This window comes from Sporosarcina sp. PTS2304 (genome assembly GCF_003351785.1).
Taxonomy (GTDB): Bacteria; Bacillota; Bacilli; order Bacillales_A; family Planococcaceae; genus Sporosarcina.
On record NZ_CP031230.1, the window covers coordinates 716,725 to 739,570 of the forward strand.

The 22,846-nt window shown below is 40.5% G+C and carries 23 protein-coding genes and 1 riboswitch; of the genes, 20 read left to right on the top strand and 3 right to left on the bottom strand.

The genetic code is table 11. The features are described 5' to 3' along the window. The first annotated feature begins 13 nt into the window (after positions 1-13). The 8 genes from deoB (at position 14) to DV702_RS03260 (ending at position 7,796) form a co-directional block, all read left to right on the top strand. Positions 14-1,207, top strand: coding sequence for a phosphopentomutase (gene deoB, locus DV702_RS03225; RefSeq protein WP_114923444.1), 1,194 nt, complete (start codon positions 14-16; stop codon positions 1,205-1,207). Between the two features lie 3 nt (positions 1,208-1,210). Further along, positions 1,211-2,509, top strand: a complete 1,299-nt coding sequence (locus DV702_RS03230; RefSeq protein WP_114923445.1) for a pyrimidine-nucleoside phosphorylase — start codon at positions 1,211-1,213, stop codon at positions 2,507-2,509. A 281-nt stretch (positions 2,510-2,790) separates the two neighbouring features. Further along, on the top strand, positions 2,791-3,144 hold the full coding sequence (locus DV702_RS03235) for an STAS domain-containing protein (protein ID WP_114923446.1): 354 nt from the start codon (positions 2,791-2,793) through the stop codon (positions 3,142-3,144). After that, positions 3,134-3,580, top strand: coding sequence for an anti-sigma F factor (spoIIAB, locus tag DV702_RS03240; RefSeq protein WP_114923447.1), 447 nt, complete (start codon positions 3,134-3,136; stop codon positions 3,578-3,580). The genes DV702_RS03235 and spoIIAB overlap by 11 nt, the downstream gene beginning before the upstream one ends. A gap of 3 nt (positions 3,581-3,583) precedes the next feature. Next, complete coding sequence (locus DV702_RS03245; RefSeq protein WP_114923448.1) at positions 3,584-4,360, top strand: SigF/SigG family RNA polymerase sporulation sigma factor; 777 nt, start codon at positions 3,584-3,586, stop codon at positions 4,358-4,360. 11 nt (positions 4,361-4,371) lie between these two features. Beyond that, on the top strand, positions 4,372-5,829 hold the full coding sequence (locus DV702_RS03250; protein WP_114923449.1) for a spore germination protein: 1,458 nt from the start codon (positions 4,372-4,374) through the stop codon (positions 5,827-5,829). An 87-nt stretch (positions 5,830-5,916) separates the two neighbouring features. Further along, entirely contained in the window at positions 5,917-7,245 is a 1,329-nt protein-coding gene (lysA, locus tag DV702_RS03255) for a diaminopimelate decarboxylase (protein WP_114923450.1), read from the top strand. Between the two features lie 176 nt (positions 7,246-7,421). Next, positions 7,422-7,796 (top strand): GNAT family N-acetyltransferase, encoded by a 375-nt coding sequence (locus tag DV702_RS03260; RefSeq protein ID WP_240315673.1) that lies wholly within the window; start codon positions 7,422-7,424, stop codon positions 7,794-7,796. Here the strand turns inward: DV702_RS03260 and DV702_RS03265 are convergent. After that, positions 7,793-8,299, bottom strand: coding sequence for a DUF309 domain-containing protein (locus DV702_RS03265; RefSeq protein WP_114923451.1), 507 nt, complete (start codon positions 8,297-8,299; stop codon positions 7,793-7,795). The two genes, DV702_RS03260 and DV702_RS03265, sit on opposite strands and share 4 nt — an antisense overlap. A gap of 37 nt (positions 8,300-8,336) precedes the next feature. Here DV702_RS03265 and DV702_RS03270 point away from each other — a divergent pair, with 37 nt between their 5' ends. From DV702_RS03270 to DV702_RS03325, 12 genes are all read left to right on the top strand, one after another. Next, positions 8,337-9,068: a segregation/condensation protein A gene (locus DV702_RS03270; protein ID WP_114923452.1), complete on the top strand. Its 732-nt coding sequence runs from the start codon at positions 8,337-8,339 to the stop codon at positions 9,066-9,068. Positions 9,069-9,087: 19 nt separating this feature from the next. Then, the gene (gene scpB / locus DV702_RS03275; RefSeq protein ID WP_240315674.1) at positions 9,088-9,693 is read left to right on the top strand and encodes an SMC-Scp complex subunit ScpB; all 606 of its coding nucleotides are present in this window, start codon (positions 9,088-9,090) and stop codon (positions 9,691-9,693) included. Beyond that, entirely contained in the window at positions 9,690-10,697 is a 1,008-nt protein-coding gene (locus tag DV702_RS03280) for a D-alanyl-D-alanine carboxypeptidase family protein (protein WP_240315675.1), read from the top strand. Before scpB ends, DV702_RS03280 begins: the two co-directional genes overlap by 4 nt. Before the next feature lie 107 nt (positions 10,698-10,804). Continuing rightward, a complete protein-coding gene (locus tag DV702_RS03285) occupies positions 10,805-11,536 on the top strand; it encodes a pseudouridine synthase (protein ID WP_114923454.1) in 732 nt (243 codons plus the stop codon). A 104-nt stretch (positions 11,537-11,640) separates the two neighbouring features. Next, the gene (resA, locus tag DV702_RS03290) at positions 11,641-12,177 is read left to right on the top strand and encodes a thiol-disulfide oxidoreductase ResA (protein WP_114923455.1); all 537 of its coding nucleotides are present in this window, start codon (positions 11,641-11,643) and stop codon (positions 12,175-12,177) included. Between the two features lie 15 nt (positions 12,178-12,192). After that, positions 12,193-13,851 (top strand): cytochrome c biogenesis ResB family protein, encoded by a 1,659-nt coding sequence (locus tag DV702_RS03295; RefSeq protein WP_114923456.1) that lies wholly within the window; start codon positions 12,193-12,195, stop codon positions 13,849-13,851. Beyond that, on the top strand, positions 13,842-15,026 hold the full coding sequence (gene ccsB, locus DV702_RS03300; RefSeq protein WP_114923457.1) for a c-type cytochrome biogenesis protein CcsB: 1,185 nt from the start codon (positions 13,842-13,844) through the stop codon (positions 15,024-15,026). Before DV702_RS03295 ends, ccsB begins: the two co-directional genes overlap by 10 nt. A 104-nt stretch (positions 15,027-15,130) precedes the next feature. Beyond that, a complete protein-coding gene (locus DV702_RS03305; RefSeq protein WP_114923458.1) occupies positions 15,131-15,850 on the top strand; it encodes a response regulator transcription factor in 720 nt (239 codons plus the stop codon). Further along, positions 15,847-17,637 (top strand): ATP-binding protein, encoded by a 1,791-nt coding sequence (locus tag DV702_RS03310; protein ID WP_114923459.1) that lies wholly within the window; start codon positions 15,847-15,849, stop codon positions 17,635-17,637. Before DV702_RS03305 ends, DV702_RS03310 begins: the two co-directional genes overlap by 4 nt. 47 nt (positions 17,638-17,684) lie before the next feature. After that, positions 17,685-18,203: a sigma-70 family RNA polymerase sigma factor gene (locus tag DV702_RS03315; RefSeq protein WP_114923460.1), complete on the top strand. Its 519-nt coding sequence runs from the start codon at positions 17,685-17,687 to the stop codon at positions 18,201-18,203. Next, entirely contained in the window at positions 18,200-19,390 is a 1,191-nt protein-coding gene (locus DV702_RS03320) for a GerMN domain-containing protein (RefSeq protein WP_114923461.1), read from the top strand. The genes DV702_RS03315 and DV702_RS03320 overlap by 4 nt, the downstream gene beginning before the upstream one ends. A gap of 73 nt (positions 19,391-19,463) precedes the next feature. Further along, positions 19,464-19,597: riboswitch (FMN riboswitch) on the top strand. Between the two features lie 190 nt (positions 19,598-19,787). Beyond that, entirely contained in the window at positions 19,788-20,369 is a 582-nt protein-coding gene (locus tag DV702_RS03325) for an ECF transporter S component (RefSeq protein WP_114923462.1), read from the top strand. Between the two features lie 55 nt (positions 20,370-20,424). Here the strand turns inward: DV702_RS03325 and DV702_RS03330 are convergent, their stop codons facing one another. Beyond that, positions 20,425-22,425 carry an acyltransferase family protein gene (locus DV702_RS03330; protein WP_114923463.1) on the bottom strand — a complete coding sequence of 667 codons (2,001 nt, stop codon included), beginning with the start codon at positions 22,423-22,425 and terminating at the stop codon, positions 20,425-20,427. Between the two features lie 164 nt (positions 22,426-22,589). Next, positions 22,590-22,844 carry a ferredoxin gene (locus DV702_RS03335; protein ID WP_114923464.1) on the bottom strand — a complete coding sequence of 85 codons (255 nt, stop codon included), beginning with the start codon at positions 22,842-22,844 and terminating at the stop codon, positions 22,590-22,592. Positions 22,845-22,846 lie beyond the last annotated feature (2 nt).

Sequence of the window (22,846 nt, forward strand, 5' to 3'; positions counted from 1 at the left end):
TGGAGGGTTTACTTTGAAAAAATTACGTTATAATCGAGTTCATTTAATCGTCTTAGATTCTGTCGGTATTGGGGAAGCACCGGATGCGGAGGCATTTGGCGATGTAGGCTCAAATACGCTAGGGCATATTGGAGAAGAAATGGACGGACTTCATTTACCTCATCTTGAGCGCCTTGGATTGGCAAATATTGCACCAATCAAAGGGTTACGTGCACAAGACGAAGCGCAAGGGTATTATACGAAAATGGAAGAAGCTTCAGTTGGTAAAGATACGATGACAGGTCATTGGGAGATTATGGGGTTATTGATCGATCAACCGTTTAAAGTCTATCCAAATGGTTTTCCGCAAGAACTAATCGATGAGTTAGAATTGAAAACGGGTCGGAAAGTGATTGCGAATAAGCCCGCTAGCGGTACGGAAATCATTGAAGAGCTGGGCGAAGAACATATGAAAACGGGGGCATTGATTGTCTACACTTCTGCAGATCCTGTATTACAAATAGCGGCGCATGAAGATATTATTCCGATTGAAGAACAATATCGTATTTGTGAAATCGCAAGAGAGTTAACTATGCGCCCCGAGTATTTAGTCGGTCGTGTCATAGCGAGGCCGTTCGTTGGTGAGCCTGGCTCGTTTAAACGGACGACAAATCGTCATGACTATGCATTAAAACCTTTTGGCAAAACGGTAATGAACGAATTAAAGGATAAAAATTATGATGTTATCGCGATTGGTAAAATTGCAGATATTTATAATGGAGAAGGTGTGACAGAAGCGGTTCGTACGAGCGGTAATATGGACGGTGTCGACAAATTAGTGGATGTCATGAAGAAAGATTTCGAAGGACTTAGCTTTGTGAACTTAGTCGACTTTGATGCGTTGTACGGTCACAGACGTGATCCGATCGGTTATGGTAAAGCGTTGGAAGAATTCGATGCACGCATGCCTGAAATCATAGCAGCTCTTCGTCCAAATGATTTATTGATCATTACAGCAGACCACGGAAACGATCCGATTCATGAAGGAACCGATCATACGAGAGAATATGTTCCGCTATTAGTCTATTCGCCATCGAATAAAAACTCCGGTGAATTGCCTATTCGTAAAACGTTTTCTGATATTGGCGCAACGATTGCAGAAAACTTCCAAGTGGATCCGCCGGAACATGGTGAAAGCTTTTTATCTTTATTGACTGAGGAGGACTAATAGATGTTACGAATGGTCGACATAATTGAGAAAAAACGTGATGGAGAAATACTATCAAAAGAGGAAATCGAATTTTTCGTTACAGGTTATACAGACGGTTCTATTCCTGATTATCAAGCTAGCGCATTTCTAATGGCAATATATTTTCAAAAAATGACGGCTGAAGAGCAAGGGTATTTGACGATGGCCATGGCTGAATCAGGCGATCAAATCGATCTATCTGCGATTGAAGGAGTAAAAGTGGACAAGCACTCGACAGGTGGAGTTGGCGATACGACTACGCTCATATTGGCACCGCTTGTCGCAGCTTGCGGAGTGCCGGTTGCTAAAATGAGTGGACGAGGTTTGGGTCATACAGGAGGGACACTCGATAAGCTAGAAGCAATTGAAGGCTTTCATGTAGAAATTTCGACAGAACAATTTATTCAGCAAGTCAATGATTTGAAAATCGCGGTCATTGGTCAAAGTGGGAATTTGACTCCTGCTGACAAGAAGTTGTACGCATTGCGTGATGTCACGGCAACAGTGGACAGTATACCGCTGATCGCCAGTTCTATCATGAGTAAGAAGTTGGCTGCAGGAGCGGATGCTATTGTTCTGGACGTTAAAACCGGTGCGGGTGCGTTCATGAAAACGTTGGAAGATTCGCAACAACTAGCAGACGCTATGATGGCGATCGGCAATGAAGTAGGGCGTACTACAAGTGCGGTCATTTCAGATATGAGTCAACCGCTCGGATGTGCTATCGGTAATGCTTTAGAAGTAAAAGAAGCGATCGACACACTTCAAGGCAAAGGACCGGAAGATCTAACGGAGCTTTGTTTAGTATTAGGAAGTAAAATGTTGCTCGCTGCGAATAAAGCGGATACGGAAGAAAGTGCACGTGCGCAGTTGCAAGAAGTGATAGACGATGGCGAGGCTCTTCGTTTATTTGGCGCATTCATTCAAGCGCAAGGTGGGAATGAAGAAATTATTACCAATCCAAATCTTTTACCGCAGGCCAAGTACCAGATAGATGTTGTTGCAAAGCAAAGCGGGTACATTAGCGGTATGGATGCGGATGAAGTAGGTGTTGCGGCGATGTTACTAGGAGCCGGGCGCGCAACGAAAGAGGATGTTATCGATCTCGCAGTAGGAATTATGCTCAAGAAAAAAATTGGTGACTATGTTGAAAAAGGGGAACCATTAGCAGTTCTTTATGCCAATAAAGAACAAGTAGATGATTCCATCAACTTAATGCAAAATCATATTTATATTTCTGCTGAAAAAGTAGCAAGTCCGACGCTTATTCATTCTCTGTAATAATTTTTTAGCCATGTATTCAAAGTATTCCAAGGTAATTGGAAACTTCCGGGTACATGGCTTTTTTGTGCTTTGTGTGTAAATCTTACATTCCCTGCCCATACTCATGTAGAGCTTGCGTTCTGAGCTTAATTGGAAGTGAACTGCGACATCAATGATTCATCTGAAACGATTGTCATAATCTAAGAAGCTTTGCGGATAGGTGACTAGTTTTGTCAAAGGTAAAGGATTTCGGTTCTAAATGTGGGACAATGCCTTCATGAAGGAGGCGTTTACCAGACATGGCAACGATTAATCAATTGGAAAATGGCATAGTACTTATCACGCTGTCAGGTGAATTAGACAACCACGAAGCTAACCAAATTAGAACAGAAGTATCCACCGCAATCTTCACTGGACAAACCCGCGCAATTATTTGGGATCTTTATCAACTAGGATTTATGGATAGTGCGGGAATTGGACTGATTCTCGGAAGAATGCGGGACCTAGCACCCGTCAATGGAGCGACATTGATTCTGAATCCTTCCCCCACGATGGAAAAAATATTTCAATTTTCAGGCCTTGGGGATGCCATAAGACAATGTACAGTCGAAGATGCAATCGACGAAATCGGAGGGGTTGTACATGAAAAATGAACTGACGCTATCTTTTTTAGCGATAGAACAAAACGAAGCACTCGCACGAATGGCGATGACATGCTTCATCACACCGCTAGATCCAACGCTTGAAGAAATATCCGAATTTAAGACCATTGTCTCCGAAGCCGTCACGAATGCGATTATTCATGGTTATGAATGTGATGGAAAAAGTTTTGTGACAATCCACGCTACGATTGATGATCGCTCCGTAAAAATGACTGTAACCGATGAGGGGATGGGAATTTTTGATGTGGAGCAGGCGATGGAGCCGATGTTTACAACTAAGCCGCAAATGGAGCGATCTGGTATGGGCTTCACCATTATGGAAAGTTTCTCTGATTGTATCCGTGTAGATTCTACCCTTGGAAACGGGACTATCGTGACATTTGAAAAGAAATTTTCACCTGTTACAGAAGTAAGTAGAATGAGGTGACGTATGGAAGCATCTGTTGAGAAGCAACACGCTCTATTGTCACAAGAAAAAATGAGAGAACTCATCAAAGAATCACAAGCGGGTGACAAAGAAGCTAGACGAATGATGGTAGAAGGAAATACGAGACTCGTATGGTCCATTGTTCAGCGATTCGCTTCGCGTGGTGCGGATTTAGAAGACTTATTTCAAATAGGCTGTATTGGCTTGATGAAATCAATAGACAAATTCGATCTTTCATACGAGGTGAAGTTTTCAACGTACGCTGTGCCGATGATTGTAGGAGAAATTCAACGATATTTACGAGACGACGGTATGGTAAAGGTCGGACGGACGATACGTGAATTGAGTTACAAAATCCGGCATGCAACAGACGACTTTATTAAAAATAACGGTCGTTCTCCTTCGATTTCTGAAGTAGCAGAAACACTCGATGTGACTGTAGAGGATATTATATTAGCTACTGATGCGTTGCGTGATCCTGCGTCCTTAAATGAGCAGTTATACGAAAGTGAAGGAGATAGCCTAACGTTGATGGATCAACTTCGGGATGATCGCTCAGAGAGAGTGTTCGACCATATTCCTTTGAGAGACATTATTTCAAGATTGAATAAACGCGATCAGACGATTATTTATATGCGCTATTATTTAGATTACACGCAAAGTGATATAGCCAAGCGAATCGGCATCTCTCAAGTTCAAGTCTCACGCTTAGAAAAGAAGATATTAGCGCAGATGAAAACATGGATGGGAGTCAATCCCGAAGAAGTTTTCGATAAATAGGAGGACATAATGTGACCAACACTCTATTTACGTCTATAAGAGAAGGGGAAAGGTGGTTTGTCAATCAATTCGGCAAAGATGAAACATTCGATGCCACCAGTCGATTGATCCACCTATGGGATAAAGAAGCACTTCTTCTCTATATGAATGGACTAGTAGATGGGGAGGTCTTAACTACCTTATTAACAGAAATGCAGTATCGCAATGAATTGTTTAAACGTAATACGACAGAAGAGACAGACCGCGCCATGATGGATTATTTTCCGTATCATGCACTAGAAATTGTGGAAACTGAAGACCAATTGGCAAAGTTCATTTTAAGCGGATTAGCAGTTTTCATTATGAAAGACGGCTTTACATTCACTCTGGACGTCCGATCATATCCCGGGCGACAACCTGAGGAACCTGATACAGAGAAAGTCATTCGTGGGGCGAGAGACGGCTTTACGGAAAATATTTTAACGAACACTACACTAATTCGCAGAAGACTTCGTACGACGGATTTACGATTTGAAATGCATGAAGCATCCGTAAAAGGAAAAACAGACATCGTAGTAGCTTTTTTAAAAGGTGCTGTGAATGAAGATCATTTGCGTTTTATACGGGAGCGTCTGGACCATATCGAGACTGACGGCATGACGATGACGGATAAATCATTGGAGGAGTTTTTGTTCAAACAAGGATTTCATCCAATGCCGTTTGTCCGATATACTGAGCGTGCAGATATTTGTGCAGCACATTTACTAGAAGGGCATATCGCAATTATTGTAGATACGTCCCCTTCCGTTATTCTAGTGCCTGTCACACTTTTTCATCATTTGCAACATGCGGAAGAGTATCGACAGGCGCCGTTGATTGGAACAATTATACGTGCCGTGCGGTTTGTTGGAACGTTTTTCAGCTTGGTGATGTTGCCATTTTGGTATTTACTATCTACTGAAAAACAATTCGTACCTGAATTTATTCATTACATCGGTCCGAATGAATGGGGAGAAGTGCCGCTTTTCGTCCAGCTCATGTTAGCCGACATCGGGATTGAAGTGCTGCGAATGGCGGCCATTCATACACCTACTCCGCTATCTACCGCTATGGGCCTTGTAGCTGCTATTGTTATTGGTCAAGTTGCGATTGATGTAGGATTGTTCTCGTCTGAAGTTGTACTGTACGTGGCAGTCAGTGCCATTTTAACATTTGCTATTCCATCGTTCGAATTAAGTATTACAACAAAAGTATTTCGTATCTCGTTACTCGTGTTAACCGCATTATTCGGTGCACCTGGATTTTTCATCGGACTTGCACTGACATTTTATTATTTAGCTTCTTTAAAACCGATGAATGTGCCATATTTATGGCCGTTCACTCCATTTTTTCCTAAAGCAATGCTGCGTGTACTTATCCGCTTCCCGATGACCATTGACGATCCGCGTCCATTTATTACAAAATCACCAAATCGTGACCGGATGTCGTAGCTGTTTATTCACATTTTGTTCTAACATTGCCACTCTCCATAATCTTATGATAAAGTTATCTGAGAGAATTCGGGAGGGGTATATGTTATGCATCTTTATGGGACACAAGCAGTGAATGATAACGGTCACTTAACTATCGGCGGCGTCGATGTTTCTGAACTAGCTGCGCAGTATAAAACACCTGTCATTGTCTATGATACGGAATTGTTTAAACAACGTGCGCAAGGATTTAAACAAACATTTGAACGAAAAGGAATGCGAGCGCAAGTGGCTTATGCAAGTAAAGCCTTTTCATCTATCGCTATTTATCAAGTGGCAAAACAACAAGGATTATCTTTGGACGTAGTGTCTGGCGGCGAGTTGTACACAGCGGTAGCGGCAGATTTCCCACGTGAACGTATTCACTTCCATGGGAACAATAAAAGTAAAGAAGAAATTATCTATGCATTTGAAGAACAAATTGGTTGTATTGTCATTGATAACTTTTTAGAGATTCAACTGATCAAAGATATTGCTGCAGAACGACAACAAAAAATGAATGTTTTAATCCGTGTAACGCCTGGTGTTGAGGCACATACACATGATTACATTACGACGGGACAAGAAGATTCAAAGTTTGGTTTTGATCTGAAAAATGGACAAGCTGACGAGGCGTTTAACGCGTTACATACCCATGAATACGTTAACTTCCTCGGCATGCATTGCCACATTGGTTCACAAATATTTGAAACGGATGCGTTCCGATTTGCGGCGGAAGTATTGATGGAGAAAATGGTGTCATGGCGCAAGACGCATCAGATCATCTGTCCAGTATTGAATTTAGGCGGTGGCTTTGGTATTCGTTATACAGAAGAAGATCAGCCGCTGGAGCCTGCAGTGTATGTCGAAGAAATGGCTGAAGTCGTAAAATCGATGTCTGAAGAAAATGAATATCCAATTCCGGAAATTTGGATTGAACCGGGTCGCTCGCTCGTTGGAGATGCGGGAACGACAATCTACTCGATTGGCAGCACAAAAGAAGTGCCGGGTGTTCGAACATATGTAGCAGTAGATGGGGGAATGTCTGATAATATTCGTCCCGCATTATATGACGCACACTATTCTAGTGCTGTTGCGAATCGTATGAATGAGCCTCATGATCAGCAATGGACGGTCGCAGGGAAGTGCTGTGAGTCCGGTGACAAGTTAATTGAAAATGCTTCTTTAACAAAAGTCGAGACAGGAGACTTACTGGCAGTTTTTTGTACGGGAGCGTATACGTATTCTATGGCGAGCAACTATAATCGTCTGCCAAAACCAGCTGTAGTATTTGCAGAAAATGGACAACATCAACTAGTGGTCAGAAGAGAAACATATGAAGATATTATTCAGTTGGATCTGCCGTTATCTTTTGAAGAGAAGGAGATTTCCCAATGAAAAAGAAAAATCTCATCCTCTTCCTGGCGATTATTGTCATGGCGTTAATCTGGGGAGTTGTCTACTGGTATTTAGTCGTACCTATTATCGATCCACGCTAAAAAAGACGATGAGTTGAAACAAATGGAATGTTCGTGTAAACTGTACAAAGGATTTCCGAAAAGAAGGGGTTACTATTGAAGCTTATTCGTTTTAAGAAAGCGCAAGAGAAAATTGCTATGGGCTTTTTATCATACATCCCTAGTGAAAAGATGTTGCGAAAACTGCAAGAAACCATTCAACAATATATTTGTAATGAACATTGGCAGCTATTTCTCTACAAAGATCATGAAGATTACATTGGATTAGTCGGCGTAGAAGTAAACGATGAGGCACGTACGTATACATTACATCATATTTCTGTTAATCCCTCATTTCGCGGAGAAGGCATTGGTCATGAAATGATGAAGGAGCTCCAAACCATTTTTCCTGGTTTTCAGTGCGAAGGGACAGATTTTACAAGACCGTTTATAGATAGTTGTCTACGAAGAGAAGAAGGCGCAGATCGTTAACGACTGCCCTTCTTCTTTTCTTCGCGTTGTAAGAGAATATCTGACCTGTCTCGTAGCATATGTTTATGAATGACAGCGTCACTATTTTTAGGGAGCAGTTCTGCAGGCTTTGTTTGATTGACTGCTAGTTGTAATGCGGGTGAGATACGTAACGTAAACGCAGAAAAGTCTTGGCCAGATTCAAGCCGTTCCAGTGCGTTACGCAACTGTTCTATCACTTCATCTATAGCGACTTCATCTTTATATTCACTATATGTTGCAGGCATTTGCTGGAATCTCTGTAGTGCGTTTCGCATTGTCTTAGCTGCACCGGTAACATTACCGCGTCTCCAATGATATAATCCAGTAGCCATAAGAATGTAGCCGGTGAGTGGATGTTGTTTTGAAAAATCTTTTTGTTCTTTCCAATATTCTTCTAGCACTTCATGGCATTCGAAATAATCTTGATTGTCATTGAAATACACAATAAAATGTAGAAAATGAGGATGGTAGTATGGGTGCATCGTGCATCATTCCTTTCATGTTAGGTAGGTAGTGAAAATGAGTTATAGTGTGAAATTAGAAGTTTTTGAAGGACCGCTCGATTTATTGCTGCATTTAATCAATCGACTGGAAATTGATATTTATGATATTCCGATGGCGGAATTGACTCAGCAATACATAGAGCATTTGCACGCAATGCGTGTTTTGAAACTGGATGAGCTGAGTGAATATTTAGTACTTGCGGCTACTCTGTTAGAGATTAAAAGTAAAATGTTGTTGCCAATATATGAAGAGGAACCATTCGATGAGTTTGATTATGAGGAGGAAGACCCCCGCGAAGAACTGATCGCGCGGTTAATTGAATACCGAAAGTATAAAGAAGCGGCTAACACTCTGCGTGACTCTGCAACAGAACGTGATGAACATTTTACAAAGAAGCCAGAAGATTTGTCTGATTATGGCGAGCCGCTCGTACAGGAGACGACAGAACCGTTAAACGTCTTCGATTTGATCGGTGCATTTCAAAAGATGCTTCATCGAAAAAAGCTCCGGTTACCTCTAACGGCAAGTATAACAAAAACAGAGCAGTCTGTCGGTGATAAGATGTCTAGTATTATGAGCAGGTTAGAGACAAGTGGTGGAGAGTGTAAATTCCATGAACTGTTTGAAGCCGTAACAGTACCGGAGCTCGTGCTCACCTTCTTATCACTGCTAGAATTGATGAAGCTGCAGGAAGTAAAAGTTCGTCAGCAACATAATTTTGAAGAGCTACTAATCTCGTTGATTTGAAAGGATGCGTGCGGTGCAAATGAAAAAAAAGCTCTTAGGCATGGCGGAAAGCTTTTTATTTGTGGCGGGTGAAGAAGGAATAACACTTGCACAATTAGCTACATTATTAGAATGCAGTCAAGATAGCGCTGAGGATATAGTGAATGCGCTGCATAATGACTATGAACAGGATGAAAAACGCGGAATTACACTGAAGAGTTACGGCGGTAGCTATCGTTTAGTTACGAAGAGTGAGTGGGCTAATGATATTAAAAAAATGTTGGAAAATCCTAAGCCTTCTACATTTACACAAGCCGCTTTAGAAGTGCTTGCCATTATTGCGTATAAACAGCCGGTTACCCGTGTGGAAGTGGATGATTTGCGTGGCGTGAAGTCTGAGCGTGCGCTATCTTCCTTAACAGGTAAAGGGTTTGTAGAAGAAGTAGGACGGATGGAAGGACCGGGAAGACCTATTTTATATGGAACGACTGATTTCTTTTTAGACCGTTTTGGATTGACTTCACTTGCAGAACTACCTCCACTCTCACTCGACGAAGGAGATTCAGAGCTAGAAGATACGGATTTATTTATGACAAAATTCCAAGAAGCATTTTCAATTCAAGACGAAGGAGGACAAGGTGGTTGAAAAAAACTTCGGTCATAGCTTTATTGTGGCTAGTGTTAGTGTTCGTGGCACCAATGAGTATCCAGGCGGCAGGCTCCTCGTGGGCGGTAATAGATGCGGAGACCGGCAGATTACTAAAAGGAGAAAATGAACATGATCCTTTGCCCATCGCAAGTTTGACGAAAATGTGGACGGCCTATACATTTCTAGAAGCAGAACCTAAAGGTCAACGAACGATAATTTCAACAGAAGCAGCTTCTGCGGAAGGATCTTCTATCTATTTACAGCCTGGTCAAACGATGCAGACAGAAGACTTGTTGTATGGGCTTATGCTGCGCTCCGGGAATGACGCAGCCCAAGCGTTGGCAGAACATGCCGGTGGATCTATGGAAGGCTTTGTCTATTTGATGAATGAAAAAGCAGAAAGCCATCGTTTGAAACAGACGTATTTTACCAATCCATCAGGACTACATCATGAGCGGCATTTGTCTTCTGCTTATGATACGGCGAGAATGTTATATTATGCGATGAAAAATCCAGAGTTCCGAAAAATTGCCTCTACAAAAAATTATCCATTTGAAACAGAGCAAGGTAAAAATAGTTGGCAGAATAAGCATCGGTTACTACTGTCCGAACCTACAGCTATTGCGGGTAAAACGGGCTTTACAAAAGCAGCAGGTCGCACGTTGGCTACGTATTTTGAAAAGGATGGGAAAGCGGTAATTGTTGTCACTCTGAATAATGGGGATGACTGGAACGTCCATAAGCATTTGTCCCAACAAGTATTCGCAGAGTACCGACATCATACGGTTGCGAAAAAGGGGCAATATCAAATCTTTCCCCATATGAGAGCACGACTGGAGGAGCCTATTAAAGTTCTTGTGAATAAAGCTGAGAAAAATGCCTTATCGAGTATATTGCAAATTCCTCAAATCGACCAGCAACAGAGAAAAGGTTATTGGTCTATCTACTTAAATACGGAACCAATCAAAACTGTAGCCGTTGAGATCGACACAAAGAAGTAAATAGATTACTCACTATTTTGAAGATTGTCCTCTCTAGGTCAGTCTTCTTTTCATTTGACGCAAAGTGTGACATAATTTTTTCAGTATGTATCACCAAGGAGGAAGTTATGGAAAGATTACAAAAGGTATTGGCGCAAGCTGGTGTGGCTTCGAGAAGGAAAGCAGAAAAGTTAATCTTGGATGGCTTAGTAAAAGTGAATGGTGAAGTAGTCACTGAACTAGGCACAAAAGTTAGCAGAATGGACACAATTGCAGTAGAAGGTATTGAATTAACGAAAGAAAAACCTGTTTATTATTTACTTTATAAGCCAAGAGGCTATATTTCTACGGTTTCAGATGATAAAGGGCGTAAAACGGTAATTGACTTAGTGCCGGAAATAAGCGAGCGTATTTTCCCGGTTGGAAGATTGGATTACGACACGTCAGGCGTTTTACTGTTGACGAATGACGGGGATTTTTCCTACTTAATGACACATCCGAAATTTGAAATTCAAAAAAGATACGTTGCAAAGGTAAAAGGAATTCCGACCCGCGAAAATTTGAAGAAGCTAGAAACCGGCATTGAACTGGATGATGGAAGTACAGCACCGGCTCACGTCAAAATGACGACAGTAGATAAAAAAACGAATTCGGCAATTGTGGAAATTACGATTCATGAAGGACGTAACCGTCAAGTGCGTAGAATGTTTGACGCAATTGGTTGCCCTGTTCAGAAATTGAAACGCGAACAATTTGCAAACTTAACGACACGTGGTCTAAATGCAGGAGAAGCTAGACAATTAACGACACATGAAATTAAACAATTACGTGTACTTGCAGAAACGGGTAAAATCGGATAAAGAACGTCTTGAAAGTTCACAAACCTATCACTACTAGGACGTCAACTGATTTTACGTTTTGGTATAATGAAGCAGGAACGTAAATTTGACAGGAGGTTACACGATTGGCCAAAAAGAAAAATAAAAAGACTACCCGGCTAATTAGCAGAACAGTCCTTCTTTTAATTTTAGCAGCCATCATTGTTTATGCGATTACTTCAAAAGATAAAGTAAAAGTATTAGCTGAAGGAGATAAGGCTCCTGACTTTGAGCTTGTAGATTTAGAAGGCAATGCGCATCGACTTTCTGATTATAAAGGACAAGGGGTATTCTTAAACTTTTGGGGCACATGGTGTCCGCCGTGTAAAAAAGAAATGCCGCATATGGAAGACTTGTATAAAGACTTCGAAGCGAAGGGGGTACATATTCTGACAGTCAATGTAGGAGAGCCGAAAGTGAAAGTAGAACTCTTCCGCGACGATATGAATCTCACCTTTCCGATGTTATGGGATAAAAACAAAACTGTAATGGATTTATACAATATTAAACCGTTACCTACGACATTTTTAATCAATCCTGAAGGCAAAATCACAAAAGTGATTAAACAGGGAATGACTGAACAGCAAATTGTGGAATATTTAGAAAGCATTCAACCAAAGTAAGGAGTTTGATACTCAATGAGCAAAATAACTTGCCAATGTGGTCATGAAAATCCTTATGGCACGGAGCTTTGCGAGCAGTGTGGACGTCCTTTGTCTGAAAAAGCAAAGGAGAGTGACATTGTTGACATGCGGTATGAAGGGTCTTCCAGAAGATCCCAAACATATAAAAGTTCGATAGTCGACAAAATATGGAACTTCTTTTCAAGTGTCAAAATCGGTGTCGGCATCATAGCTGCTGTATTAGTCGCTTCGGCAATTGGTACGATCTTTCCTCAGAAGTTTTACGTGCCCGCTACGACTGATGCGGAGTATGCAGAATATTATGAGCGTCTTTATGGCGTGGTAGGAAAGATTTATTATCAATTAGGTTTTTATGATATGTATAATAGCTGGTGGTTTAAAATATTGATCGGGATGCTTGCTACTTCAATAATTATCGCAAGTATCGACCGTGTCGTACCACTTTATAAATCACTGAAAAAACAACGAACACGCCGTCATCCTTCCTTTATGAAACGTCAACGGATTTATGGTGAAGGAACAATTGTGAATTCAGCGGAGAGTTTTGCGAAAGCAGAACAAGAGCTGAAAAAAATGCATTATAACGTGAAAACAGAAAACGGTGCTATTTTGGCAGAAAAACATCGTTTCTCCCGTTGGGGTCCTTACGTAAACCATACCGGGCTGATCATCTTCTTCGTAGGGGTATTATTACGTGGGATTCCTGGTTTCTACGTAGATGAAACGATGTGGATTCGAGAAGGAGAAACACGTAATATTGTTGGTGCACCAGGTTATGTACTTGAAAACAAAGGATTTACGCTTGAAAACTATACAAAAGAAGAAGCGGAAGAAGTTTTTGGTGCAGCTTTAGATAAAGTAGGAGCTATCGCCAAAACGTACAAAACGGATGTTACACTATACAAACAGAAAGAAGATTCGTTACCTGGTAGTGATAATCTTGAGAAAGTTGAAGATTACGCAATTGTTGTCAACAAGCCGTTGAAGTTCAATGGTTATAATGTGTTCCAGATGGATTATAAGTTGGATGAATTGAAAACGATGACGTTCAATTTGGTTGAAAAGTCATCGACCGAGTCATTAGGTGAATTTACTGTTGATTTAAGCAATCCGGAGAAAGAATATGATTTAGGAAACGGCTCGACTGTAGATTTGCTTGGATTCTATCCAGATTATGACGGTATAAAAGATGGAGAACCTTATTCTAAATCTCCAATTCCAAATAATCCAGCATTTATTTTCCAAATGAACACACCTGATAAACCGGCAGGCGAAAAGAGTTTCGTTGCAATTCGTCAGACGCTCGAGGTAGAGCAAAATGATTATGCGATCAAATTTGCCGGAGCTGATACACGAAATATTTCAGGTTTAACGATTCGTAAAGATAAAACATTGTATATTTTATTGTTAGGTGGACTCGTCTTTATGATTGGGGTCATTCAGGGGATGTACTGGCAACATCGTCGAATTTGGATTCAAGAAGATGCGGAAGGTCATGTACTACTCGCCGCTCACACGAATAAAAACTGGTTCTCTTTACGCAAAGAACTGGACAAACTACGAGAATCTACTGCTTTGCCTGCTTATATAGATCGTCAGGATCCTGAGTTGGACAAGCCAGAACAGGAAGGAGACGAAGAAATATGGACTTAGTTACTATAAGTAGTAACTTATTATTAGTATCATTTGTTTCGTATTTAGTCGCTACTCTATTTTTCGGGGGAGCAATTAAACGATCAAAATCAGAAAAAGCTTATCATAACAGTAAATGGGGTACGATCGGTCTAATCATTACGATCATCGGATTCCTAACACACGTTGGGTATTTTGCTACGCGCTGGATGGCTTCGGGTCATGCCCCGCTTAGTAATATGTTTGAATTCACAACTGCGTTCGGTATGATGCTAGTCGGTGCGTTCATCCTGTTGTATATTATGTATCGTACGCCTTCACTTGGACTATTCGCGTTACCGATTGCGATCATCATCATTTCTTATGCAACGATGTTCCCGCGCGACGTTACGCCTTTAATTCCTGCATTGCAAAGTAAATGGTTGTTCATCCACGTGATTACAACAGTAATCGGTGAATCCATTCTTGCGATTAGTGCGGTTGCTGGGTTGGTATTCTTAGTGAAGAATATTGACATGACGAAGAAGTCAAAGCAACGTTTCTGGATTGAAGCGGTGATGTTCACGTTAATTCTTGTTCTTGGATTTGTCGTCACTTCTACCACTTTTAAGGTAATGGGATATGAAGCGGAATTTACGTACATCGATAAAAACCAAGCGCCAGCGGAAATTACGTACCATGTACCGCCACTGTTTGGAATGAACGAATACGAAGCTATGACACCAAATGCGATGACGCCATGGGTGGAAATGCCGCCTATCATTAACGCGCAAAAGTTAACATCTCTTACTTGGTCTGTTGCAGTAGGTGCGGTATTGTACTTACTCATACGTTTACTCGTTCGTAAACCGATCGCCGCTGTGTTCCAACCTCTTGCGAGAAAAGCAAATTCGCAGCTGATGGATGAAATCGGCTATCGTTCCGTGTTGATTGGGTTTCCGGTATTCACTCTAGGAGCGTTAATATTTGCGATGATTTGGGCACATGAAGCATGGTCCAGGTTCTGGGGATGGGATCCAAAAGAAGTATGGGCTCTCATTACATGGCTGTTTTACGCAGCTTTCCTTCACTTACGTCTTTCTAGAGGTTGGGAAGGTCAGAAATCTGCTTGGCTGGCCGTTATAGGATTTGTAATCATTATGTTTAACTTAATCGCAGTTAACTTAATTATTGCGGGCTTACATTCATATGCGTAAGTTTTGACTGCATGGCAACTATTGTCATGCAGTCTTTTTATTTCTTTTTAGTTGAGATACTATGTACAATAGAGGTAGAAGAATGTCGAAAGGGGTAATGATTTGTGGAAGAGACTGTGAAGCTATTAGTAGTGGATGATGAGGATCGGATTCGCCGATTACTGAATATGTATTTATCACGTGAAGGATATGAAATTGATGAGGCGGTTGATGGAGCAGAAGCGCTTGAAAAAGCATTCGCAGAGCAATACGATTGTATTTTGCTAGATGTCATGATGCCAGAAAAAGATGGATTGGAAGTGCTTGCGGAACTTCGTGAAAACAAGCAAATGACACCGGTTATTTTATTAACGGCTAAAGGTGAAGAGGCGGACCGTGTAGGTGGATTTGAAAGCGGTGCTGACGATTACATTGTAAAACCTTTCAGTCCGAGAGAAGTGGTATTACGCGTCAAAGCGATGCTCAGAAGATCTGTTTCATTCCCGAATGTGTCCTCTAACTCAACGTCAAAAGATTTAGTCGTATTCCCACAACTGACGATCGACCACGATGCGCATCGGGTGACGGCGGAAGGGAAAGAAGTAAATTTAACACCGAAAGAATATGAACTACTTTATTTCTTAGCGAAGTCTCCGGACAAAGTATTTGATCGGGAACAGTTGCTGAAAGAAGTATGGCATTACGAATTTTTCGGGGATTTGCGTACGGTAGATACACATGTTAAACGACTGCGTGAGAAACTAAGTCGTGTATCGGAACGGGCAGCAAAAATGATTGTGACGGTATGGGGTGTCGGCTATAAGTTCGAGGTTCCAAACGAATGATTAGAATATGGAATTCAATTGTCGGGAAGCTATGGGCCACCATATTGCTTCTCGTTTCCTTTGTATTGTTCATCGTGACATTGCTTCTGCTGGAGTTTCTAGATAATTTCCATACGAAACAAGCGGAAGAATCTTTGCAGAGAGAAGCTGCCACTATCAGCAAGATTGTAAATGATCGAGAAGGACAAAGTGTAAATTCCATACATGTAATTATAGACGATATTTTAGATAAAGAGACGAATGCTGTAGTCGTTGATCCACAAGGGATCGTTCTATATTCATTCCATACTGCAAATAGTAAAGAGGAAATTGAAGAAAAGTTACTCTCCGAACGTAATTTATTCAAAACACCGAAAATCGGTCAGCAGATCGTAAAGGAAATGATTTTACCGTCATTAACCGAAAATGAAGTAATGGAGCAATATTTAATTCTATCCTATCCGTATGAAGCAGCGTCGGGTGAATTGGCCAGTGTCTTAATGTATCAAAGTTTAGATGCTGTACACCGAACAACGAAAAGTACAACGAATATCGTATTCTTATCTGCATTTATAGCTTTTATATTAACTACATTTTTCGCCTTTTTCTTATCGACGCGTATTACGTTGCCTTTACGAAAAATGAAGCAAGCAGCGTTTGAGTTATCTAAAGGAAATTTTGATACGCATTTGCCGGTTGCACAAAAAGATGAGATTGGGCAGTTGGCAACAGCTTTCAATCAGATGGGTCGACAGCTTAAATATAATATTGAATTGATTAAACAAGAGAAAGAGCAATTATCAAGTATTTTAACGTCCATGACAGACGCGGTCATTACATTCAACCAGGATTACTCAATCTTATTAAAAAATCCGCAGGCGGAGTTGCTGTTAAAGAAGTGGTATGGCTATAACGAGAAAAAAAATCATCCGCTGCCAAAAGAAGTATTCCATATGCTTGAACACGCCATTTCCTTTTCTGAACAAGTGGAAGATGAATTGGAACTGGGCGGACAGTTTTATGTGATTTCAATTAGTCCGTTATATAGTGAAAATCGTATTCGGGGAGCAGTCGCTGTGTTCCGTGATATGACTGAACAACATAAGCTTGATAAATTGCGTTCGGATTTCATAGCAAACGTCTCTCATGAACTGCGCACGCCGATTTCAATGTTACAAGGCTATAGTGAAGCGATAATTGATGATGTCGTGAGCAGTGAAGAAGAACGTATGGAAATGGTGCAAATCATTCATGATGAATCCAAGCGAATGAGTCGTTTAGTAACTGATTTACTGAATATTGCCCGTATGGAATCCGGACACATTCAACTGCATCGTGAACCATTGTCTGCAGTAGACTTCCTCAATCGTATGGTTACGAAGTTTTCGCAAGTGGCAAAGGACGCAGAAGTCGATTTGTCATTACAAACTACTGAGTTGCCAAGTTTACTTGTCAAAGCAGACGAAGATCGTTTAGAGCAAGTGTTTACTAATTTAATTGATAATGCTATCCGTCATACTCCAAACGGCGGATCCGTTACGTTAGGCATTTATCGATCAGACGGTATGCTGGATCTAACGGTGTCAGATACTGGTGTCGGCATTCCTGAAAAAGACTTGCCGTTTGTCTTTGAGCGTTTTTATAAAGCAGATAAAGCGCGGACGAGAGGTAAAGGTGGAACCGGATTAGGTTTGGCGATTGCTAAGAATATAATGGAAGCTCATAATGGATCTATTCTTGCGACGAGTGGTGAAGTGACTGGTACAGTATTTATTTGTTCACTTCCGCTAGATCCATCGATAAACTGAAACTTTTTCTACAGTAGAACGACTACTTTATAGAGCGAGGGGATTGAATGGATGATTCCGTATTTCTACGATTATATGAAGACTATAACCGAGACGTATTCAATTTTTTGATCTATCTCACTCGTAATCGAGATATAGCAGAAGACTTAATGCATGAAGTTTATGTCCGCGTACTGAAGTCGTATGGAAATTTTGAAGGCAAGAGCTCAGAGAAAACATGGTTGTTTGCTATTGCGAAAAATGTCTCTATTGACTTTTTTCGCAAACAAGCAACTATGAAAAAACATACAAATGTGCATTTTGATTGGGAAACAACTGAACTAGTCGCAACAGATCACTTGCCGGAACATTGGGTGGAAATGGATGAAGAAAAAAAAGTAGTGTTAGAAGCACTGCATAGTTGTACGGGCGATCAGAAAATGGTTATTCTTATGCGATTCTTTCAAGACTTAACCATTGCAGAAACCGCAGACGCATTAGATTGGACAGAAAGTAAAGTGAAAACTACGCAACACCGTGCGATTAAAGCTCTACAAGCCAAAGTGAGAGAGGGGGATGGGGCATGACTAAGAAAAAGTGGGATGAAGAAAAACTAAATAAAACATTACGTTCGATGCCAACGATTGAGGATAGGCGTTCGAAGGAAGAAATCTTGGAACGGTTGCATAATGATTCAAGACTAGCTGAGAAACAGCCTGAACAAAGAGCTTCTAAAGTAAAATGGATGCCTATTATTGCAGCAGTGGCAGCAGTTCTTTTACTCACTATATTAGTGCCTACATTCCTCAACCCTAATGAGCATCAAACAGCAATGGATCGAGCAGTTCCTAAAAGCGAATCGGATTCTACTGCGATACAAAATCGTGCTGTACAAGAAAGTACAGAAAGTGCTGATACGGCCATGGTGGAAGTCAATTCAACAACTCATTATGCAGCTTATGAAACGACTGGACAACTACCTTTTCACTTAGGTCTCGCAACGGATCAAGCAACGATTGTTCCGATCACTTTTTTAGTTCCTAAAGAACAAGTATTGCAAGATTTTCAAACGGCTAAACCTAGTGCTGTAGAACTTTATAATAAGTATGCCAATGAAATCGATGAAGAATCACTAGGCTTTGAAGAGTACCATCCATATGATGCAAACATTTCATCTAAAAACAATCGAGTGGTGATGAAATTCCGTGATGATCACTCTTATGATTTATCTAGTGCTACACTTGAAATGTTGAATCTTTCTATACAGTCTACATTTTATGGTATGGATGAAGTCGAGTTTTTGTCGGAAGATGGTTCACCTATTGAATTAGATCAAGTGGGTATAGTAACGGAACCAATTTCTTTATATAGTGCTACGTCCCACCAAGCGTATTTCCGATTTATTAACAATGATACGGAATCATTTCTTTCGTCAAGCTTTGGTCAATCCTTCGACACAATTGAAGAAGCGTTACATGCGATGAAAAGAAAGCCAAATGATTTATATTCCAGTGTAGTACCTGAAGCTGTAGATTTTTCCGTGACAGTAGATCAGGATGTAGTACGTGTAAAGTTTACTGAACTGCTCGATCTTGAAAGTATGTCAACTGACGACGCTATGCAATTGATCGAAGGAATTTTACTGACAGCTGCGAGTTTTGACAGTCAAGTTCTATTGGACAATATTGTACAAAAGCAGTGGAATGATTTTGATTTTACACAACCGTTACAAAAGCCAATTGGACCTAATCCTATACAATTCACGAATAATTAAAACAGTTTTGTAAACTCTTGTAGTTTACAGAACTGTTTTTTTTGCGCTACAATATGAATATAACTAAATATTGATTCATCTTCGGGGCAGGGTGTAATTCCCGACCGGCGGAAATAAAATAGTTTCTATTTTTAGCCCGCGAGCGTAACAGCTGATTCTGGTGAGATTCCAGAGCCGACAGTATAGTCTGGATGGGAGAAGGTGAAGGTGCAGCCATCTTTTTGTGTACGCAAAAATGGTGCTTGTTTACGGTCGGATAAATAGTATTTATTTATCTGTGCTTAACATTGCATTTAATTCTCCCTAAGGCATAATTGCTTTAGGGATTTTTTAGCGAAGCAGCAGATGTGCGAGCCTTTCCTCTTTTGAAGTGAATCGCAAAAGGAGAGAGGAACAAGTGAACAACAAGAGGTTACGTAAGCTGATTTTGGTGGCTATATTAGGAAGTATTTCTACAGTATTAATGCAATTCAATTTTCCAATTCCGGCTATGCCTGGATTTTTGAAAATTGATTTTAGTGAAATCCCAGCAGTCATGGCAATCATGACGATGGGTCCAGTGGCAGGTATCGGCGTTGAGTTATTAAAGAACATTATGCATTGGTTCTTATCTGGTAGCCCTACAGGGGTTCCGGTCGGAGAGATTGCTAACTTCGTGACAGGCATATTATTCATTATGCCAATCTACTGGATTTTTATGAAATACCGCTCGGCAAAAGGTTTAGTTGCAGGTTTAATCGCAGGCACGACAGCAATGGCTGTAGGCATGAGCTTGTTGAATTATCTTGTGTTCTTGCCAATGTACACATATTTCCTAGGAATGCCTCCAGTGACAGGTAATGCATTGTATCAAATGATTATTTTAGGAATCTTGCCATTTAACTTGATTAAAGGTGTCATGTTGCTGGCTATATCCTTAATGTTATATAAAAGTATGGAAAAGTGGATTTTCCAACAGCAGAAAAAGTTATTATTCTAATAAAAAGACAGTCCCTTTGCGTGTTCGGGGACTGTCTTTTTTGTATGGAACCCATTTAGTTGCCTATACTTCTAAATGCCTGTTGTAAAGGCTCTTTTAAAGGTGTCGCTAATGTTTTTGCGTACTCTGCGGTTAAGTGGTTGTTGTCTCGATAGACGATGACGTTACCGATCACTGGATAGCATGTAGTGTCATCGCAAAAGTAATCGGTTAAGTCTTCAAAAATGACATTCGATGGGATACCTTTCGTGTTTTCCCAAGGTATTATATCTGAAATGCCGTCTATGCGATCAATTGCGCAATCTAGTGGATCCTTTGCTTTTTCGAGACAAAGCGGAATGTTCTCTTTCATTCGCGGATTATCACGAATGGCGAAAATGGTCGTGATGTCTTCAAGGTATTTCCATTGGTTTATATAACCCGGCAATACTTTATCGTGCTTATTTAATGTTGCGGTAGTGAATACTAAATCAGGGGGATCTTTCATTAACTCATCTATTAGATTTGCATTCCACTCCACGCAATTCTCTGTCAAATAACCGTCTGGATCTTCATCGGTGAAACGACAACCGTCATGATTGTATACATCGATTCTAAAATCCAATTCCTCTGCGAGTATTTCTAATGCTGGAAACCAATGACCCGAATGAGAACCTCCCACTAGAGCGAGAACGTATGCGGGATTATCTACTTTGCCGTATGAGCATTTTTTCACTTCGGTAAGATCACGCCCTAAACACTCCGCATCGTTATAAAATTTCGGTAAATCTGTTTTAATAGCTAATGCAGAAGGAATCGGTTCCAAACCTTCAGGTGGTTCAATGTCGTAATAAATTGACTTAGCCCCCGGGTAGTCTTTTTCAGTTTGATCCCAATTCATCATACTTGCTGATGTCTTTTGAATATAAACAGAAATCGTAATGATGGATGTACAAGTAATTAACAGCATAAAACTTAATACAGCGATGAGTTGTCTTTTCTCGTGTCCTCTACCCATCTTCAATACAGGTTTTTCAAGTAACTTAGTAGAGAAAACTGACAATACAATCGTAATGAGTAGCAGTATAAGACCATCCACTATCGGTACAGACGTTGTATTCATATGAGCTCTATAAAAAATTAGTAATGGCCAATGCCATAAATAAATACCGTAAGTGAGTCCGCCTAAATAGATTAGAGGTTTCATGTGCAGTAATCGATCCACACCAAATGAAGTAGGAATCTCTGTTGCCGTTAAAATTAATAATACACCACTAATAGGCACGAAAGCTAAATAGCCTGGGAATACAGTAGATACAGGCAACAGGACACCTGTCAAACAAATGATCAATAGTCCTATCCAACCGACGACTGTTCGTAATCGTTCGTTTACACGTAAGTAAGGTGATACTAAAGCGAAAACTCCGCCAATACTGAATTCCCACATCCGTGTGAATGTATCGAAATATGCCCATGGTTGATTATGATGCGTTTGATAAATAGAATACGTTAATGAAACTGCACAGACACCTACTAATGCGACTAGCAACGTTTTACGTACAGGCGTTCTCAGTAATTTTCTTGCTATAACATAAACAGTCGTAAGTATGATTGGCCAAAGTATGTAAAACTGCCCTTGAACTCCTAAAGACCAATAATGTTGGAATGGACTTGCCGAGTTATCTAAAGCTAAATAATCTACTGCGTCAAATGCCAAGCGCCAGTTTTCAAAATAAAAAGTAGACGCTGCAATATGATTGACGATTTCTCCCCATTCAACTTTCGGTAGGAAAACTAATGACAACACACCAGTCACTACTATTACAAATAATGCTTGTGGAAAGAGTCTTCTAGCAAGTCCTAAGATGAAATTTGAAAATCCGACAGATCCTGTTCTTTCGATTCTTGAAAGAAGAGACAAGGTCATTAAATAGCCCGAAATGATGAAGAATACATCAATTCCCCCTGATACCCTTCCTAACCATATGTGGTAGATCGCGATAAGCAAAGTGGCGATGGTTCGTACACCTTCGATTTCAGGTCGAAATCTTTTTTCGGGGGATCGTAAATCGTTCATTTGTGTCCTTCACCCCATAATTCAAATATAATTCAGTATAAATACAGACTGTTACTATATTAATAGAACACAATGAAATTTTCAAATCCTACTATTTCCAATTTTTATACGGTACAAATTAAAAAACAACACATCCTGCGTGCGGAAGTGTTGTCGTTTATGAATTAATCTTCATATTTTAATGGATCGCCTTCGAAGGCTTCATCCGCAATTTTAATTGAATCAGTAGGACAGCCATCAAACGCGTCTTCAAGATCCTCCATCAGTTCTTCTGGAACTTCAGTGTTTCCCGTGTTATCATCTAAAATAACAAACGCAATTCCCTCATCGTCATAATCATAGATATCTGGTGCAGCTGCGCCACATGCCCCACATGCTATACATGTATCTTGATCGACAATCGTATACTTTTTAGACATTG

Bases quoted from the DNA above. Each gene is read 5' to 3' on its own strand.
- DV702_RS03295 (WP_114923456.1), top strand. From the start codon at position 12,193: ATGAGCAAAATAACTTGCCAATGTGGTCATGAAAATCCTTATGGCACG.
- DV702_RS03270 (WP_114923452.1), top strand. From the start codon at position 8,337: ATGAGTTATAGTGTGAAATTAGAAGTTTTTGAAGGACCGCTCGATTTA.
- DV702_RS03285 (WP_114923454.1), top strand. From the start codon at position 10,805: ATGGAAAGATTACAAAAGGTATTGGCGCAAGCTGGTGTGGCTTCGAGA.
- DV702_RS03230 (WP_114923445.1), top strand. From the start codon at position 1,211: ATGTTACGAATGGTCGACATAATTGAGAAAAAACGTGATGGAGAAATA.
- DV702_RS03265 (WP_114923451.1), bottom strand. From the start codon at position 8,299: ATGCACCCATACTACCATCCTCATTTTCTACATTTTATTGTGTATTTC.
- ccsB (WP_114923457.1), top strand. From the start codon at position 13,842: ATGGACTTAGTTACTATAAGTAGTAACTTATTATTAGTATCATTTGTT.
- lysA (WP_114923450.1), top strand. From the start codon at position 5,917: ATGCATCTTTATGGGACACAAGCAGTGAATGATAACGGTCACTTAACT.
- DV702_RS03335 (WP_114923464.1), bottom strand. From the start codon at position 22,844: ATGTCTAAAAAGTATACGATTGTCGATCAAGATACATGTATAGCATGT.
- DV702_RS03310 (WP_114923459.1), top strand. From the start codon at position 15,847: ATGATTAGAATATGGAATTCAATTGTCGGGAAGCTATGGGCCACCATA.
- DV702_RS03315 (WP_114923460.1), top strand. From the start codon at position 17,685: ATGGATGATTCCGTATTTCTACGATTATATGAAGACTATAACCGAGAC.
- DV702_RS03235 (WP_114923446.1), top strand. From the start codon at position 2,791: ATGGCAACGATTAATCAATTGGAAAATGGCATAGTACTTATCACGCTG.
- scpB (WP_240315674.1), top strand. From the start codon at position 9,088: ATGAAAAAAAAGCTCTTAGGCATGGCGGAAAGCTTTTTATTTGTGGCG.
- DV702_RS03245 (WP_114923448.1), top strand. From the start codon at position 3,584: ATGGAAGCATCTGTTGAGAAGCAACACGCTCTATTGTCACAAGAAAAA.
- spoIIAB (WP_114923447.1), top strand. From the start codon at position 3,134: ATGAAAAATGAACTGACGCTATCTTTTTTAGCGATAGAACAAAACGAA.
- DV702_RS03330 (WP_114923463.1), bottom strand. From the start codon at position 22,425: ATGAACGATTTACGATCCCCCGAAAAAAGATTTCGACCTGAAATCGAA.
- DV702_RS03320 (WP_114923461.1), top strand. From the start codon at position 18,200: ATGACTAAGAAAAAGTGGGATGAAGAAAAACTAAATAAAACATTACGT.